This is a genomic window from Novosphingobium sp. ES2-1 (assembly GCF_015169775.1).
Lineage (GTDB): Bacteria > Pseudomonadota > Alphaproteobacteria > Sphingomonadales > Sphingomonadaceae > Novosphingobium > Novosphingobium subterraneum.
The window spans coordinates 577,762-592,766 of the sequence record NZ_CP063445.1; the positions used below are offsets into that span (position 1 = coordinate 577,762).

Annotated in this window: 21 protein-coding genes; 11 read left to right on the plus strand and 10 right to left on the minus strand. The window is 63.2% G+C overall.

Annotated elements, in window-relative coordinates; genetic code table 11:
• Window position 1 precedes the first annotated feature (1 nt).
• The 5 genes from IM701_RS02810 to IM701_RS22165 form a co-directional block, all read right to left on the minus strand.
• Window positions 2–430 carry a DUF3617 family protein gene (locus tag IM701_RS02810; RefSeq protein ID WP_230487768.1) on the minus strand — a complete coding sequence of 143 codons (429 nt, stop codon included), beginning with the start codon at window positions 428–430 and terminating at the stop codon, window positions 2–4.
• A 148-nt stretch (window positions 431–578) separates the two neighbouring features.
• Complete coding sequence (locus IM701_RS02815; RefSeq protein WP_193828316.1) at window positions 579–1,439, minus strand: Hsp33 family molecular chaperone HslO; 861 nt, start codon at window positions 1,437–1,439, stop codon at window positions 579–581.
• A 57-nt stretch (window positions 1,440–1,496) separates the two neighbouring features.
• The gene (argF, locus tag IM701_RS02820; protein ID WP_193827726.1) at window positions 1,497–2,423 is read right to left on the minus strand and encodes an ornithine carbamoyltransferase; all 927 of its coding nucleotides are present in this window, start codon (window positions 2,421–2,423) and stop codon (window positions 1,497–1,499) included.
• Window positions 2,420–3,613, minus strand: a complete 1,194-nt coding sequence (locus IM701_RS02825; protein WP_039332477.1) for an aspartate aminotransferase family protein — start codon at window positions 3,611–3,613, stop codon at window positions 2,420–2,422. Before IM701_RS02825 ends, argF begins: the two co-directional genes overlap by 4 nt.
• 172 nt (window positions 3,614–3,785) lie before the next feature.
• A complete protein-coding gene (locus tag IM701_RS22165) occupies window positions 3,786–4,589 on the minus strand; it encodes a cold-shock protein (protein ID WP_039332478.1) in 804 nt (267 codons plus the stop codon).
• Window positions 4,590–4,892: 303 nt separating this feature from the next.
• On the opposite strand from IM701_RS22165, the gene IM701_RS02835 reads away from it, so the two are divergent.
• The 3 genes from IM701_RS02835 to IM701_RS02845 are packed head-to-tail and all read left to right on the plus strand — an operon-like array spanning window position 4,893 to window position 6,673.
• Complete coding sequence (locus IM701_RS02835; RefSeq protein ID WP_193827727.1) at window positions 4,893–5,327, plus strand: TIGR01244 family sulfur transferase; 435 nt, start codon at window positions 4,893–4,895, stop codon at window positions 5,325–5,327.
• Between the two features lie 18 nt (window positions 5,328–5,345).
• The gene (locus IM701_RS02840; RefSeq protein WP_230487769.1) at window positions 5,346–5,789 is read left to right on the plus strand and encodes a hypothetical protein; all 444 of its coding nucleotides are present in this window, start codon (window positions 5,346–5,348) and stop codon (window positions 5,787–5,789) included.
• The gene (locus IM701_RS02845; RefSeq protein ID WP_193827728.1) at window positions 5,786–6,673 is read left to right on the plus strand and encodes a sterol desaturase family protein; all 888 of its coding nucleotides are present in this window, start codon (window positions 5,786–5,788) and stop codon (window positions 6,671–6,673) included. The genes IM701_RS02840 and IM701_RS02845 overlap by 4 nt, the downstream gene beginning before the upstream one ends.
• Here the strand turns inward: IM701_RS02845 and IM701_RS02850 are convergent.
• From IM701_RS02850 to IM701_RS02860, 3 genes are read right to left on the minus strand one after another with little or no spacing between them, the layout of a single operon-like run.
• Window positions 6,670–7,458, minus strand: coding sequence for an SGNH/GDSL hydrolase family protein (locus tag IM701_RS02850; RefSeq protein WP_193827729.1), 789 nt, complete (start codon window positions 7,456–7,458; stop codon window positions 6,670–6,672). The genes IM701_RS02845 and IM701_RS02850 overlap by 4 nt on opposite strands.
• Window positions 7,458–8,657 carry an aminotransferase class I/II-fold pyridoxal phosphate-dependent enzyme gene (locus IM701_RS02855; protein WP_062347092.1) on the minus strand — a complete coding sequence of 400 codons (1,200 nt, stop codon included), beginning with the start codon at window positions 8,655–8,657 and terminating at the stop codon, window positions 7,458–7,460. Before IM701_RS02855 ends, IM701_RS02850 begins: the two co-directional genes overlap by 1 nt.
• Window positions 8,658–8,661: 4 nt before the next feature.
• Entirely contained in the window at window positions 8,662–8,901 is a 240-nt protein-coding gene (locus tag IM701_RS02860) for an acyl carrier protein (RefSeq protein WP_039332481.1), read from the minus strand.
• A gap of 168 nt (window positions 8,902–9,069) precedes the next feature.
• Here IM701_RS02860 and IM701_RS02865 point away from each other — a divergent pair, with 168 nt between their 5' ends.
• Complete coding sequence (locus IM701_RS02865; protein ID WP_193827730.1) at window positions 9,070–9,654, plus strand: Pycsar system effector family protein; 585 nt, start codon at window positions 9,070–9,072, stop codon at window positions 9,652–9,654.
• A 3-nt stretch (window positions 9,655–9,657) separates the two neighbouring features.
• Here IM701_RS02865 and IM701_RS02870 read toward each other — a convergent pair whose 3' ends face one another.
• Entirely contained in the window at window positions 9,658–10,020 is a 363-nt protein-coding gene (locus tag IM701_RS02870) for a response regulator (RefSeq protein WP_039332483.1), read from the minus strand.
• Between the two features lie 127 nt (window positions 10,021–10,147).
• Here IM701_RS02870 and IM701_RS02875 point away from each other — a divergent pair, with 127 nt between their 5' ends.
• From IM701_RS02875 to IM701_RS02895, 5 genes are read left to right on the plus strand one after another with little or no spacing between them, the layout of a single operon-like run.
• The gene (locus tag IM701_RS02875; protein ID WP_322788216.1) at window positions 10,148–10,351 is read left to right on the plus strand and encodes a DUF3572 family protein; all 204 of its coding nucleotides are present in this window, start codon (window positions 10,148–10,150) and stop codon (window positions 10,349–10,351) included.
• A complete protein-coding gene (locus IM701_RS02880; protein WP_039332486.1) occupies window positions 10,348–10,980 on the plus strand; it encodes a hypothetical protein in 633 nt (210 codons plus the stop codon). Before IM701_RS02875 ends, IM701_RS02880 begins: the two co-directional genes overlap by 4 nt.
• Window positions 10,977–11,444: a RidA family protein gene (locus IM701_RS02885; RefSeq protein ID WP_039332489.1), complete on the plus strand. Its 468-nt coding sequence runs from the start codon at window positions 10,977–10,979 to the stop codon at window positions 11,442–11,444. The genes IM701_RS02880 and IM701_RS02885 overlap by 4 nt, the downstream gene beginning before the upstream one ends.
• On the plus strand, window positions 11,416–12,192 hold the full coding sequence (locus tag IM701_RS02890; protein WP_230487770.1) for a glycerophosphodiester phosphodiesterase family protein: 777 nt from the start codon (window positions 11,416–11,418) through the stop codon (window positions 12,190–12,192). Before IM701_RS02885 ends, IM701_RS02890 begins: the two co-directional genes overlap by 29 nt.
• Window positions 12,193–12,199: 7 nt before the next feature.
• Window positions 12,200–13,330 carry a GNAT family N-acetyltransferase gene (locus IM701_RS02895; RefSeq protein WP_230487771.1) on the plus strand — a complete coding sequence of 377 codons (1,131 nt, stop codon included), beginning with the start codon at window positions 12,200–12,202 and terminating at the stop codon, window positions 13,328–13,330.
• A gap of 9 nt (window positions 13,331–13,339) precedes the next feature.
• Here IM701_RS02895 and IM701_RS02900 read toward each other — a convergent pair whose 3' ends face one another.
• Complete coding sequence (locus tag IM701_RS02900; RefSeq protein WP_193827732.1) at window positions 13,340–13,678, minus strand: sel1 repeat family protein; 339 nt, start codon at window positions 13,676–13,678, stop codon at window positions 13,340–13,342.
• Between the two features lie 294 nt (window positions 13,679–13,972).
• On the opposite strand from IM701_RS02900, the gene dksA reads away from it, so the two are divergent.
• Window positions 13,973–14,431: an RNA polymerase-binding protein DksA gene (dksA, locus tag IM701_RS02905; RefSeq protein ID WP_039332497.1), complete on the plus strand. Its 459-nt coding sequence runs from the start codon at window positions 13,973–13,975 to the stop codon at window positions 14,429–14,431.
• Between the two features lie 180 nt (window positions 14,432–14,611).
• On the plus strand, window positions 14,612–14,968 hold the full coding sequence (locus IM701_RS02910; protein ID WP_193827733.1) for a PilZ domain-containing protein: 357 nt from the start codon (window positions 14,612–14,614) through the stop codon (window positions 14,966–14,968).
• The last annotated feature ends 37 nt before the right edge of the window (window positions 14,969–15,005 follow it).

A 15,005-nucleotide genomic window follows, 5' to 3' on the forward strand; every position in this document is an offset into this window, starting at 1 on the left:
CTCAACGCGGGCACGGACCGAGCCGCCGTGCTTCGGCGACGAAGTTGAACGGCAGGCCGTTGTCGATCCCCTGCGTTTCCAGTTGTGCGAGGCGCGGGTTCTCGAAGCGGACCCGGGTGTGGCCATAGCCACCGGCCGGGCAGGTGTACTGCACCGTCACCATATTGGGCGCATCGTCGATGACAAACCGCCGGCAAGCCTCGCCACGGTGGCGCACCTGGATAAGCTTCCGGCCATTGTCGACGCATAGCTGCACGGTATCGGCCTCATCGCGGGCGCGCACTTCCCACAGACCCGGCTCCAACCGGTCAAGCATGGCAAGGGCAGGCCCTTGCGCGACGCCGGACGTCGCAGCGAAGGCTCCAGCCGCAATGGCAGACAGGACTGTGGCGCGACCGAGGCCGCGAAGCGGGACCAGACGTGACGACATGAAGCTCCACTCGCACCCATGAGCGCGGGCGTCTGTGCCGTTGCTCACTCAATGCTTGATCTTATCACGGTGTTTCGCGCGACGGAACGGTCACAGTGCGCGACCAAATGTGAAAAGTACTGTCACATTTTAGGTCAAGGCCTGATTGTCAGTCCAGTTCGATCGCAAATTCCCGCGAACAGAACGCGCAATCCACCACGATGCGCCCGTCGTCATTCTCCATTTCCGCGCGCTCGGATGCGGCAAAGCGGGACAAGATGTCGCGATAATGTTCGATCGTGCAGCGGCAACCGCGGGTGAGGGCCGTACCGGTCTCGGCCCGGATTTCCGGCTCCTCGTGGAACAGGCGCCACACTACGCTTTCGAGGTCGAGCGCCGGATCGACCAGCTCTGCCTCGCTGATCGAGCCACCGAGGACGGAGACGTGCTCCCACTCGGGATGGTCCAGCTGCACATGCAGACGCTCGCGGCCTTCCTCGCCTTCTGGCAGGTGCTGTAGCAGCAGGCCCCCTGCGACGCATGCGCCAGGGGTGTTGCTGACGCCGATACGAATCAGCGTGGGTATTTGTTCGGACTGAAAGAAATAGCTCTGGCACGCTTCTGCCAGCGAATTGCCCTCAAGCGGCACGACGCCCTGATAACGCTGCCCGGTTGCGGCAAGGTCAAAGGTGATCGCCAAGTATCCTTCGCCGAACAGGGAGAAGAGCGACGGTACCGGACCCAACTCGTCCAACCGTGCCCGGTCATGCCGGACGTAGCCACGCAGCTCGCCATTGCGATAGTCGCAGACCAAGAGGTCGACGATGCCGTCTTGCGTCTGCGCCTGCAGCGTCAATTGGCTGTCGTCGCCCTTCAGCAGTGATCCCAGCAGGGCGGTGATCGTCAGCGCTTCGGCCAGCAGGTGGCGGATCGGCGCAGGATAGGCATGGGCAGACAGGATCGTGTCGAGAACCGGGCCCAGCCGCACTGCCCGGCCGCGCGCATTCTTGTGCGGCAGGGTGAACTGCATCACCGTATCGAAACCGGTGGACGGCTGGACCTGTTCACTCACTTTACTTCACATCCTTCAAATCTGGCCGAACACCCAGCGCAGCACAGACTTCTGCGCATGAATGCGGTTCTCGGCCTCATCCCACACGACCGAGCGAGGGCCGTCGATCACGGAGTCCGTGACCTCCTCGTTGCGATGCGCGGGCAGGCAATGCAGGAACAGGGCGTCGGGCTTGGCGTGGGCCATGAGCGCATCGTTGACCTGATAAGGCTCCATTGCCGCCAGCTTGGCTTCGGCATGGGCCTGGCCCATCGAAATCCATGTGTCGGTGACGACAACGTCGGCTCCGCGAACAGCCTCTACCGGATCGCGGACCACACGGATGCCGCCGCCAGCGAGCTTTGCCGCCTCGATCATCGCAGCGTCGGATTCATACCCCTCCGGCACGCCGATGCGCACATTGAACTTCATCAGTCCGGCCGCTTCGACGATCGAGTTGAGCACGTTGTTGCCATCGCCCAGCCAGGCGACCTCCAGGCCGGGCAGGGCCTTGCCATGCTCGATCACGGTGAGCAGGTCCGCCATGATCTGGCAGGGGTGGGACAGGTCGGTGAGGCCATTGATCACCGGAACGCTGGCATAGCGGGCCAGTTCCTCGACCTTGGCATGGTCGTCGGTGCGCAGCATGATGGCGTCTGCCATGCGGCTGAGCACACGCGCCGTGTCGGCGATCGTCTCGCCGCGGCCGAGCTGGGTCGTACCCGCATCGAGGATCAGCGCCGAACCGCCAAGTTGGCGCATGGCAATGTCGAACGACACGCGGGTGCGCGTGGAATTCTTTTCGAACACCATGGCCAGCACGCGACCGGCCAGTGGCGCGTCTGCGTCTGGCTGGCCCTTGGGAAGAGCGGCGCGCGCAGCCTTCCGGTCTATCGCGTCATTCAGCATGGCAGCGATGGAATCGCCGCCAGCATCGGTGAGGTTCAGGAAGTGCCTGGTCATGTAACCGGCGCCTCCGGCGCGTAGCTTGCCGCAGCGGCTGAAAGACGCTCCATGAATTCGTCGATGTGGCTGTCGTCGATCACAAGCGGCGGGATCACGCGGACGGTGTTGTCGCCCGCCGAAACGGTCAGCAGCTGGTGGTTGTCGCGCATGTGGGCGACGAACGGACGGGGTTCGACCTTCATCATGAGGCCGAGCATCAGGCCACGCCCGCGAACGCCGATGAACAGGTCGGGGTAGTTGCCGATGAACTGTTCGATACGGCCGCGCAGCCGCTCACCCTTGGCACGCACTTCGCTGAGGAATTCCTCGTTGGCGACCACATCGAGCACAGCTTCGCCGGCTGCCATGGCCAGCGGGTTGCCGCCATAGGTGCTGCCGTGCGTGCCGGCGACCATGCCGCGCGCCGCCTTTTCCGTGGCGAGGCAAGCACCCATCGGGAAGCCGCCGCCGATGCCCTTGGCAGTCGCCATCACGTCAGGCGTGATGCCATACTGTTCGTAGGCATAGAGCGTGCCGGTGCGGGCAACACCGCACTGCACTTCATCGAAGATCAGCACGAGGTCATGTTCGTCGCACAGCGTGCGCAGGCCCTTGAGGAACTCGTCCGAGGCATCGCGGATGCCGCCTTCGCCCTGGATGGGCTCGACCAGGAAGCCGGCGGTGTTCGGACCCATTGCTGCCTTGGCGCCTTCGAGGTCGTCGAAGTCGACGTACTTGAAGCCTTCGAGCAGCGGCAGGAAGCCCTTGTGCATCTTCTCCTGATTGGAGGCACTGATCGTGGCCATCGTGCGGCCATGGAAGGCGTTCTTGAAGGTGATCAGCTCGTACTTGTGGTCATTGCCCACGGCCGAATGATAGGCACGCGCGGTCTTGATCGCGCACTCGACCGCCTCGGCGCCCGAGTTCGTGAAGAACACGGTGTCGGCAAAAGTAAGGTCGACCAGGCGTTGGGCGAGATGTTCACCCTGAGGGCTGCCATAGAGATTCGACACATGCATCAGCGTCGCAGCCTGTTTCTGGATCGCACCGATCAGGTGTTCGTTCGAATGACCGAGCAGGTTCACTGCGATGCCGCTGGCGAAATCGAGGTAGCGCGTGCCATCCTCGGAAATCAGGTGGCAATGTTCGCCTCGCACCGGACGCACGCCGCACCGGGGGTACACGGGCATCAGCGGGGTGATCGACATAGAACTCTCCTGTTCAGTCACGAATGTTTCCAGATTGCGCAACAATACTGCGCGAGCCAGATAGAAAAAGGGGAATCGACAAACGACAAATGGCGGCCCTTCAGGACCGCCATCTGTGCGCGTATGTGGTTGCAGGCCGCCGGTTAGACTACCGGAAGCGATGCAATCGGGATCAACCCTGAATCGGCACCAGGTTGACCGCCGAGTGCTTGCCTCGTCGATCGACCTCGAGGTCGAATTCCAGCTTGTCGCCTTCGTTCAGCTCGCGCAGGCCCGAGCGTTCGACGGCGCTGATGTGCACGAATGCGTCGGGCTGGCCGTCATCGCGAGTGATGAAGCCGAAGCCCTTCATCGCGTTGAAGAACTTGACCGTGCCGGTGGCCTTTTCGCCAGTCAGCTCGCGCTGCGGGGCAGCGGGCTTCGAAGCCACGGGGATGACATCGCCCACGACCTGAAGGTCTGCAGCAGAAATCTTGCCACCACGGTCGACGAGGTTGAATTCCAGCGTCTGGCCTTCAGCCAGGCCTTCAAGGCCGGCACGCTCGACTGCACTGATGTGGACGAACACGTCCTCACCACCGTCTTCGCGCGAGATGAAGCCGAAGCCCTTCTGGCCGTTGAAGAACTTCACGACACCCTTGCCGGTGCCGACAACCTGGGCAGGCATGCCGCCGCCACGACCGCCGCCGAAGCCGCCACCGCCGCCGCGCGGACCACCGCCGCCAAAGCCGCCGCGATCGCCGCCGCCGAAGCCACCACGATCACCACCGCCGAAGCCGCCGCGATCACCGCCCCCGAAGCCGCCACGTCCGCCGCCGCCGCCAAAGCGATCGCCGCCGCCAAAGCCGCCACGGTCACCATAACCGCCGCCGCCAAAGCCGCCACCGCCGCCGCCGTAGGGATCAAAACCGCCTTCGTCGCCGAATCCGTCGCGCTTGTCTCTGCCGCGACCGCGCCGCCCTCTGTCAAAACCCATAGAAATCAATAGACCTTCAATCCGCCCCAACCTTCACGGCACCGCAGGCCGGACGCGGGAACCGGCGGCGCGACGAGGGAATCAGTGCCGGACTCAAGAGGCCGGACCTTACCTTTGCGGCCAAGACTATAGAGCAAAAATGCAGGACCGCTAACGGAATCGACAAGGCGGCCACAATTCGTCCCGAAAACTGTGGCATTTGTGCCGATCTGCGCAATGCCCATGACCGGGGCAAGCGCCGTACTTGCCCCGGGCACGAGCATTGGGCAGAAGCGTGGCGAACAGATTGTCAGGACCCACCAGATGTTTCGCAAGATCGACGACAAGACTTATGCCAGTCCGCAGATCGGCCTCGCCGAAGTGGCCTATGCCAAGGCGCTGGGCATCGGCATGATCATCAACAACCGTCCTGAAGGTGAAGCCGACGATCAGACTCCGGGCGCCGATATCGAAGCGGCCGCACGCGATGCCGGAATCGCCTATGTCGCGATTCCGGTCAGCCACGCCGGCTTCTCGATGCCGCAGGTCGAGGCGATGCAGGCGGCGCTGGCTCAGGCGGGCGACGCCCCCGTGCTCGCCTACTGTCGCTCCGGCACCCGTTCGACCCTGCTCTGGGCGCTCGCGCAGGCTCGCTCTGGCCTCGATCCTGACGAGATTGCAGCTAGGGCGGCCGGTGCCGGGTATGACATTTCGCCGATCCGGGCGACAGTCGACATGCTCGCCGGGCAGGCCGGATAACGCGCACCGGGGGCGGGGGTGAACACTCTGATCGAGACCGCACTGGGCAATCCGGTCGTGGCCAAGGTTCTGCAATTGCTGGGATCGCTTCTGGCGATACTCATGCTGGCATGGCTGGCGCGCCGCATGCAACTCGGCGGCGACCCCCGCATTCACGGCGCCGACGAAGCGCGCGCTTTGGCCGAGGATGCGATCTGCGGCTTCGAGGCTCAGGACATCGTCGTCGACCGCGCCGGCATCGGTGCGCTTGCCCGCGACCGGCTCGGCCGGGTCCTGCTCATCCGCCAGCATGGCAGCCATTTCGCCACACGCCAGCTGACCAGCCACGCCGGGGTGCGGCTCGATGGGCGCTTTCTTACCATCGCCATCGATGACCGACGCTTCGGCACGGTCACACTGGACCTGGGCGATCAGGCGCAGGTCTGGGCTGCCAGCCTCCGCCGCCTGGGAGCAGCCGCATGAAGCCGATTGATGTGGTCACCTATGCGGTGCCGTTCTTCGTTATCATGGTGCTCGCCGAGATGATCTGGGCCGCACGCAGCGCCCCCGAAAAGTACGAACCGCGCGATACCCTGACCAGCCTGGCGCTGGGCCTTGGCAGCACCGTTGCCGGGGCACTGACGGCTGGCGTCGTCTTTGCGGCGGCGATGTGGCTCTATGATCACCGTGTGGCAACGGTGCCGTCCGCGTGGTGGGCATGGATCGCCTGCTTCGTGCTCGATGACTTCAATTACTACTGGGCTCACCGCACCGGACACCGCGTGCGCTGGTTCTGGGCGAGCCACGTCAATCACCACTCGAGCCAGCACTACAACCTGTCGACCGCGCTGCGGCAGACCTGGACCGGCTTCTTCGCCCTGTCTTTCATCTTCCGCATCTGGCCGGCGTTTCTCGGCTTCCATCCGGCGATGATCGTCACCGTCGGCGGTGCCAACCTGATCTACCAGTTCTGGATCCACACCGAGGCGGTCGGGCGCATGCCTCGCTGGTTCGAGGCAGTGTTCAACACGCCGTCGCACCACCGCGTTCATCACGCCACCAACCCGATTTACCTCGATCGCAACTATGCCGGGGCGTTGATCGTGTGGGATCGCCTGTTCGGAACGTTCCAGCGCGAGCGCGACGATCTTGCGATCCGCTACGGCATCGTCAAGCAATTGGGCAGCTTCCACCTGCTGCATGCCGCGTTCCATGAATGGCAGGGAATGCTAGCCGATTTCTGGCACGCGCCGTTCCGGCACAAGCTCTCGTACCTGGTGCGCGAGCCGGGCTGGAGCCACGATGGCAGCCGTGAAGGCTCGGACGCAATCCGCGCACGCTGGCTTGAGCGCAACGGCGCCGATTAACGCTTCTTCGCTGCCTGCTTCTCGGCTTCGGCAATCGCCGCCTTGGCGATGGGCTCCATTACCGCATAGCCTTTGGCGTTCGGATGAATGCCATCGGGTGCCAGCTCCGGATTGATCCCGCCCTCGGCGTTGACCAGCGCTGCGTGGTAATCGGCATAAACCGCACCACGAGCCTTGGCATAGTCCTTGAGCCAGGCATTCAGCGCAACGACCTGCCTTGCGGGCGAAAGCGCCGGTTTCCACGGGAACTTGGCGGCTGGCAGAATGCTGCCGATCACCACCGCGATGCCGTTCGCCTTGGCCAGATCAACCATTGCCGCGATATGGTTGGTGTACATCTCGGGGCTATTCGGTCCGGTGTTGCCCGCAAGGTCGTTGGTACCGATCATGATGTGCACGACCTTGGGCCGCAGCCTGACCACATCCTGATAGAACCGCACCAGTATCTGCGGGCTAGTCTGTCCGCTGATCCCCCGCCCGACAGCTCCTGCGACGAACAGCGACGGTGCGAGGCCCACCCAGTTCTCGGTGATAGAATCCCCGATGAAGACCACGCGCGGCGTCTGTGCCAACTGCTTGTCAGCCTCGGCATAGCGGCATTGCCACGCCCAGTCGTACTGGCGCACATAGGGATGGCCGAAGAACAGCCCGCGCGTGTCGGTGGGGCAGGGCTTCTCGATCATTCCGTCGCCCGGCGGGGTCACCGTGGGCGCAACGGGAGGACGGTTCTGCGCCCGTGCCGGAAGCGCTGCCAGAGCCAGAACTGCTCCCAGAACCAACCGCATCAGATGATTCCCACGGCCTTTCCGGCGCGTTCGAACATGCCGATGATCTTGCCGACCTGCTCGGCAGAATGCTCGGCGCAAAGCGAACAGCGCAGCAGTGTCATGCCTGCGGGCGTTGCCGGGGGACGGGCAAGGTTCACGTAAAGCCCTTCGTGCAGGAGCGCTTCCCACATTGCCGCGCCCCGCTCGAGATCGGGCATGATCACGGCAATGATCGCGCTCTGCGCTTCGCTGGTGCCCAGCTGGAAGCCCTTGTCGCGCAGGCCCTTGTGCAGCGTCTTCGAGTTCTCCCACAGGTGTGCCCGCTTGTTTCCGGCGTGCATAAGCTTGCGGATAGACGTTGCAGCCGTGTGCACCACGCTCGGCGGAAGTGAGGCGGTGAACACGTAGGGACGGCACACTAGCCGCATAATCTCGAACTTGGGATGGTTGGAAACGCAGAAGCCGCCGACGGTGCCGACCGACTTCGAGAACGTGCCGATCACGAAATCGACGTCCTCGAGACACCCTTGATCCTCGGCCACGCCGCGCCCGTTGGGGCCGATGAAGCCCATCGAGTGCGCCTCGTCCACCAGCACCATCGCGCCATGTTCCTTGGCAACGCGGATCATGTCCTTGAGCGGGGCGATGTCGCCCAGCATCGAGTAGACGCCTTCCAGCACCACCAGCTTGCCCGCACCTTCCGGCACGCGCTTCAGGCGCTTTTCCATGGCCTCGATGTCGTTGTGCTTGAACGGCACCACTTCGGCATCGCCCATCTTGCAGCCGTCCCAGATGGAAGCGTGGCTGTCGATGTCGAGGATGATGTAGTCACCCTTGCCGGCAATCGTGCTGATGATGCCGAGATTGGCCTGGTAGCCGGTGGAGAACACCATGGCATGATCCATGCCATAGAACTCCTTGAGCGCTTCTTCGCAGGCCTTGTGCCCGGCATAGGTTCCGTTCAGCACGCGGCTGCCCGTAGTGCCCGAACCGAAATCATCGAGGGCCTGCTTGCCCGCCGCGATCACGTCGGGGTCGAAGGTCATGCCCATGTAGTTGTAGGTGCCGAGCAGGATCGTCTCGCGCCCGTTGCACACCGCAACGGTCGGGCTGATCACCCGCTCCATCACGAGGTTGAACGGATCTTCCACCCCACCTGCCAGCAGCGCGCGGCGCTGTTCGATCAGTGGGTCGAACTTGCTGAAAAGATCGGTCATTGGCTTATCCCTGCAGCTTCGTCACTGCATCGATCAACTGGCCGTAGGTTTCGATCTCGGCCTGCTGGTTCATGCTGATGATGATGTCGAAGTCATCCTCGATGGCCGCGACGAAATCCATCACGGTCAGGCTATCCCATTCCAGATCGCCAGCAAAAGTGGTCGCTTCGGTGATTGCGATGCCCTTCTTGTTGAAGGGTTCGATCAGTTCGGCGATCTTTTCGGCGGTTGCGGCGCGATCCATCAATTCTTCTCCAAGGAGCAGGAGAGGCCCCCTGCCAGACGATTAAGGCCGAAAAGCGGCCAATGGCACTGCTTGTCAAGCACGCTGCCTCTGTGTCATCCCCGGAATTACGGATAACCGCACAGAACGGCGGCCAGAAACGGCGCACAGAACGGCAGGGGGGGAATGATGGCACAAGTCGAGGAACAGGCCGAGCAACCGCTGGCCGCACCATCGATGCCGTCGCCCTCGGGATACTCCAATCACGCCATTCACCTGGTGCGCACATCGCAGCAGATCAACCTGACGCTAAGCCAGATGGCCGATGCCAAGGCCTCGATCCTGATGGGCGCGACGTTCCTCGTGTTCACCATCGCGGTGGGGCAGGCGAAGAGCGGCGCAATGCCGTGGTCGCTGGGCGTGCTGGCGCTGTTTGCGTTCATCTCGGCCATGTGCGCGGTGTTCGCGGTCCTGCCATCGGTCAGCAACCCCAGGTCTGCAAAGCTGAACGATGGCAAGCCCAACAAGCTGTTCTTCGGCTACTTCACCCATATGGACGAGGGCGAGTGGACCGATTCAATCCTGTCCGAATTGCGGGCCGACGAAACCGTGTTCCGCACCATGCTCCACGATATCTACCAGAACGGGCAGGTCCTGCAGCGCAAGAAGTACAAATACCTCGCCTACGCCTACAAGAGCTTCATGACCGGCCTGTGCCTGACAGTCGTCACCTTCGTGATCGAACACGCGAGCAGCGTTGCGGCGGCGATGTAACTCTCAAACCAAGGCGTTCACCGCCACCATGAACGGCCCGATCGACACCGGCTTGGCAAGATAGCCCTCGGCGCCTGCCGCGCGGATAGTCTCTTCGTCGCCCTTGCCGGCATAGGCCGTCACGGCAAGTATCGGGATCGCCTTCAGCTCCTCGTCCGCCTTGATCGCCTCGATCAGGTCAATGCCCGAGACGTTCGGCAGCTGGATGTCCATGATCACCAGATGCGGCATGAACAGGCGCGTCTTCTCGATCGCCTCGCGGCCATCGGCCACCGGTTCCACCTCGAAACCCTTGGCGCGCAGCAAGTCGCAGAACAGCTTGCGGTTGAGGTCGTTGTCCTCGACAACCAGAATTCTTTTTGCCACTGACACGCCTGTTTTCGAAAGCTGACGGCGCCACCCTTATTGCCCGCGAAAGGCCCTGACAATCATCCGCGAGCCTTCCTCCCCCATCGATGCCGCTGCCCTTGCGCTGCAGGCTCTCGGCTGGGTCCTGTCCGATGGTGACCGCGCCGAGCGGTTCCTCAGCCTCACTGGCCTGACACCCGACGAGTTGCGCGCGGGCCTTGGCGATCCCTCCATGCTCGCTGCCGTTCTCGATTTTCTTGCCAATCACGAGGCAGACCTTGTCAACGCGGCTTTCGCGCTCGACATCTCGCCCGAAACCCTGATTGCCGCCCGGAAGGAATTGTCATGAGTAGCCGCCCCCTGATCGTCAGCGATTGCGACGAGGTGCTGCTGCACATGGTCGCCCCGTTCCGTGACTGGCTGGGCGAAAGCCAAGGCGTCAGCTTCAAGATGGACAGCGCCGATTTCTCCAAGGCGATGCGCTACGCCAAGGATGGCGAGCTGGTGCCGCCACAGGAAATCTGGAACCTGCTCAACAAGTTCTTCGATACCGAGATGTATCGCCAGCAGGCCATTGCCGGTGCCGTCGCCGGGATCAACGCGGTCGGGCAGGACGCCGACGTGGTGATCCTGACCAATCTCAACGATCACCGCCGTGACATGCGCGCGCGCCAGCTGGCCGATGTCGGCATCAACGCTCGCGTCTTCACCAACCAAGGGCCGAAAGGCCCTGCGCTCAAGGCGATCCTCGACGAGTACAATCCCTCGCGCGCCCTGTTCATTGACGATCTGCCGCAGCACCACGATTCGGTTTCGCAACTGACGCCCGAGGTGATCCGCCTGCACCTGTGCGGCGAACCGCTGCTCAGCCCCCATATCGACTGCGCCCACAAGGCCGGCCATGCCCACGCCCGGATCGATGACTGGGAAGCGGCACTGCCCTGGATACTCGAACAAATACATGGAGAAGACGCGTGACCGATCCCGTTGAAGCAAAGCTGGCAGCCCTCGGGCACACGCTGCCGCAGGCCGCCGCGCCTGTTGCCGCCTATGTGCCGACGGTCGAGGCGAACGGGCTGCTCCACGTCTCGGGCCAGCTTCCCTTCATCGATGGCAAGCTGGTGACTGGCCGCCTCGGCGAGAACGTCAGCCTTGAGGATGGCACCGCCGCCGCCCAGGCTTGCGGGTTGATGATCCTCGCCCAGGTCAAGGCGGCATTGGGCTCGCTCGATCGCGTGGAGCGCGTGGTCAAGCTTGGTGCGTTCATCAGCTCGACCGCGGACTTCACCGATCAGCCGAAGGTCGCCAATGGCGCGTCCGAGCTGATGGCTGCGGCTTTCGGCGACGCTGGCAAGCACGCCCGCAGCGCGGTCGGCGTGCCTGTCCTGCCCTTGGGCGCTGCGGTGGAAGTCGATGCTGTCCTTGCTGTTCGCCCTGCTTGACCGCTTTCTGGTCCCCGCGCCGGATCAGGCGCGGGTCGGCTGGCTGCGAGGCGTGAGCTACGCCCATCGCGGCTTGCACGGGGCCGGCGTTCCCGAAAATTCGCCCAGCGCGTTCGCCCTTGCCGTCGAGCGGGGCATGGGCATCGAATGCGATGTCCAGCGCACCGCTGATGGTCAGGCAGTGGTCTTCCACGATTGGGACCTCGATCGCCTGACCGCCGAAACCGGTCCGGTGATCGAACGGCGCGCCGATGCGCTGGCCAAGATTCAGCTGACCGGCAGCAGCGACTGCATCCCCACCCTGCGCACCTTCCTCGATTCTGTCGCCGGTCGCGCGCCGCTGCTGATCGAACTAAAGTCGAAGCGCGAAATCCGGGTCGCGCCATTGTGCCTGGCTGTGCGCCGTGGGCTTGAAGGCTATCGCGGGCCCGTTGCCGTCATGAGCTTCGACCCGCGCGTCTGCCGCTGGTTCGGTCGCCATTCGCCGCACGTGGTCCACGGCCTTGTCGTGACCGAGGAGGGCAAGCGCACGCTCCTCGCCACGCTCAAACTGCACTTTGCCTTCTGGCAGGCTCGCCCCCAGTTTCTTGCATGGGACGTGCGCGATCTGCCGAGCAAGTTTGCCGCCGCCCATCGCAAGCGCGGCTTCCCGGTCCTGACATGGACCGTCCGCTCCGCCGAGCTCGCCGCACGTGCGGCAGACTGTGCCGATGGACCTATTGCCGAGGGCGCAGGCGTCGGGGCATGACCCTCGCGTGACTTACACCGCGCGCATCCACAAGTCCGTCTCGGAAATCGCTGCCGAGGACTGGGACCGGCTTGCAGGTGACGGCAACCCCTTCGTTTCCCACGCTTTCCTGAAACTGCTTGAGGATTCTGGATCGGTCGGCGGCCGCTCCGGCTGGTCACCACTGCCCATCGTGATCGAGGGCGAAGGTGGCAAGCCCGCCGCAGCACTGCCCGCCTACCTCAAGAGCCACAGCCAGGGCGAGTACGTGTTCGACCATTCGTGGGCGGACGCTTGGGCCAGGGCAGGGGGCAGCTATTACCCCAAGCTGCAGATCAGCGCCCCCTTTACGCCAGCCACCGGCCCCCGCCTGCTGCTCGGAGATCGCCCGGAGCTCGCAATCCCGCTCCTGCGCGCCGCTGAACAGCTCTGTAACAGCAACGGCCTGTCCTCAGCCCACGCCACCTTCATCGAGCCGGGTCAGTTGCCGCTGTTCGAACAGGCCGGCTGGCTACCCCGCTCGGACATCCAGTTCCACTGGGAGAACCGTGGCTATGAAAGCTTTGCCGACTTCCTCGGCGCGCTGAGTTCCGAAAAGCGCAAGAACCTGCGCAAGGAGCGGGCCAAGGCGCAGGACGGCGTCGAGATCCGCCAGCTGACCGGCGATGCCATCCGCCCCCAACACTGGGACGCGTTCTGGGTGTTCTATCAGGATACGGGGATGCGCAAATGGGGCCGCCCCTATCTGACCCGTGCCGCCTTCGACCTGATCGGCAAACGCATGGCTGACAAGGTCCTCCTCGTCCTCGCCTTCGATGGCGACGAACCCGTGGCGGGCGCGCTCAACTTCATTGGCAGGGACGCGCTCTACGGCCGCTACTGGGGCGCAGTGGTGGAGAAGCCCTTCCTCCACTTCGAACTCTGCTATTATCAGGCAATCGATGCTGCCATCGCGCTGGGCCTGTCGCGGGTGGAAGCAGGCGCCCAAGGGGGCCACAAGCTTGCAAGGGGTTACGAACCCGTCCGCACCTGGTCAGCCCATTACATCGCCGATCCCAACTTCCGCAGCGCGGTCGCCGATTTTCTCGAACGCGAACGCGCAGGCATCGCGCAAGACCAGATGTATCTTGGAGAGCGGACCCCGTTCAGGAAGGGATGAATTGGCAGTTCAAGCCGCCGCGCGTCCTGCCCGCAGCCATTCACGTGCTCGGCGCTGCGCTTCGGCAATCTCGCGCGCGGTCATCTCGTCGGCCACGTCTGCCCGGCATTGGGCAGCTTCGTCATGACCGCCGACGGCTGCAAGGTTGAACCACTTGTGTGCCTCGATCAGGTCGCAGTCCACGCCGTGACTGCCGGTCGAATAGGCAACGCCCAGATCGAACAGCGCGCTCGTGTCGCCTGCAGCGGCGGCAGCAAGGCAAGTTGCCACCAGCATGTCGGCAACATCGCGCGATTCGCTGATCGGTGTCCCTTCCTTGGTAATCAGCTTTATCCAGGTCTGTCCCATAACCTCTACCCCCTGAAAGGAAGGCCGAACCCCCGGTCTTCCGACAGGACGAAGGTCAACGATCTTGGTCAACAAATGGTTAATGCTGAAACAAATCAGCTTTCGGATGAAACAGATTGGGAAAACCCTGTGCGTCTTCTCACGCTTCAGTCGTCATTAATGCATCATGGCCGCCTAAGTGCTTGTGCGCGTCACGGGCCAATCCTATAGGCGCGCGAAGACAAGAGCTTGCACGCCTGACAAGGGAATGATGCAGGCCGGGAGGGGCGGATAGCTTGTTATGCGGAGGGCCGAATGGCTGGGGTCTTGAGTGACGAGATTGACGTTCTGGCAAAAGCGCGTCGTGCGATGCCGAGCGATTATGTTCCCAATGACGACGAACCCTACATGAATGAAGCCCAGCAGGACTGGTTTCGCCGCCTGCTGATGGAATGGAAGAAGTCGATCCTCTCCGCTGCGGCTGGCACGCTGACCGCGCTGCAGGACGGACCGATCCGCGAACCCGACCTCAACGACCGCGCCTCGAGCGAGACCGACTGGGGCATTGAACTGCGCACCCGTGATCGCCAGCGCAAGCTCATCGCCAAGATTGATTCCGCCATGCGCCGGATTGATGAAGGCGAATATGGTTACTGCGAAGTGACCGGTGAGCCCATCGGCCTCGGTCGCCTCATCGCCCGCCCGATCGCGACGATGACAGTCGAGGCGCAGGAAGCGCATGAACGCAGGGAAAAAATTTCGCGGGACATGTGAGGCTGTGGTCCCGGCCATGACCTGTCCGGGACCATGACATTCAGGTTAACAAACCGCCGTGGCAACCTCTTGTTTACCCTCGACGTTTAGGAAAGATCTACGAATTATCGGTAGTTCGGTGCGTGCCCACCCACATCGGTTGGCATGCGTGGGTTTCCTCGAAGGAAGACAGGACCTTTGGTGACAGACATCGACCATCGGCAACTGGGGCGCGACAGCCTTTTCCTGATGGCCGAAGTGCGCCTTTCTGGGACCGAGGCCGAGCACCGCGTAAAGGTTCGCAACCTTTCCGCAGGCGGCATGATGGCCGAAGGCGAGATGAAGGTGATGCGGGGAACTCCGGTTCAGGTAAACTTGCGAAACATCGGCTGGGTCGAAGGGGTTGTTGCCTGGATTCAGGATAACCGTTTCGGCATTGCCTTCGTCGAGGAGGTCGATCCCAAGCTCGCTCGCGCTCCTGTCGGCAACGGGCCTTCGACACCGCGTTTCGTGAAGGTCCCGATCGCCACGCAGACGGGGCCATTGCGCAAGATCTGACCTTCTGGACGCTGGCGCGCTGCTGGCTTAGGCTGGC

Bases quoted from the DNA above. Each gene is read 5' to 3' on its own strand.
- IM701_RS02810 (WP_230487768.1), bottom strand. From the start codon at position 430: ATGTCGTCACGTCTGGTCCCGCTTCGCGGCCTCGGTCGCGCCACAGTC.
- IM701_RS02815 (WP_193828316.1), bottom strand. From the start codon at position 1,439: ATGCAGTTCACCCTGCCGCACAAGAATGCGCGCGGCCGGGCAGTGCGG.
- argF (WP_193827726.1), bottom strand. From the start codon at position 2,423: ATGACCAGGCACTTCCTGAACCTCACCGATGCTGGCGGCGATTCCATC.
- IM701_RS02825 (WP_039332477.1), bottom strand. From the start codon at position 3,613: ATGTCGATCACCCCGCTGATGCCCGTGTACCCCCGGTGCGGCGTGCGT.
- IM701_RS22165 (WP_039332478.1), bottom strand. From the start codon at position 4,589: ATGGGTTTTGACAGAGGGCGGCGCGGTCGCGGCAGAGACAAGCGCGAC.
- IM701_RS02835 (WP_193827727.1), top strand. From the start codon at position 4,893: ATGTTTCGCAAGATCGACGACAAGACTTATGCCAGTCCGCAGATCGGC.
- IM701_RS02845 (WP_193827728.1), top strand. From the start codon at position 5,786: ATGAAGCCGATTGATGTGGTCACCTATGCGGTGCCGTTCTTCGTTATC.
- IM701_RS02850 (WP_193827729.1), bottom strand. From the start codon at position 7,458: ATGCGGTTGGTTCTGGGAGCAGTTCTGGCTCTGGCAGCGCTTCCGGCA.
- IM701_RS02855 (WP_062347092.1), bottom strand. From the start codon at position 8,657: ATGACCGATCTTTTCAGCAAGTTCGACCCACTGATCGAACAGCGCCGC.
- IM701_RS02860 (WP_039332481.1), bottom strand. From the start codon at position 8,901: ATGGATCGCGCCGCAACCGCCGAAAAGATCGCCGAACTGATCGAACCC.
- IM701_RS02865 (WP_193827730.1), top strand. From the start codon at position 9,070: ATGGCACAAGTCGAGGAACAGGCCGAGCAACCGCTGGCCGCACCATCG.
- IM701_RS02880 (WP_039332486.1), top strand. From the start codon at position 10,348: ATGAGTAGCCGCCCCCTGATCGTCAGCGATTGCGACGAGGTGCTGCTG.
- IM701_RS02890 (WP_230487770.1), top strand. From the start codon at position 11,416: ATGCTGTCCTTGCTGTTCGCCCTGCTTGACCGCTTTCTGGTCCCCGCG.
- IM701_RS02900 (WP_193827732.1), bottom strand. From the start codon at position 13,678: ATGGGACAGACCTGGATAAAGCTGATTACCAAGGAAGGGACACCGATC.
- dksA (WP_039332497.1), top strand. From the start codon at position 13,973: ATGGCTGGGGTCTTGAGTGACGAGATTGACGTTCTGGCAAAAGCGCGT.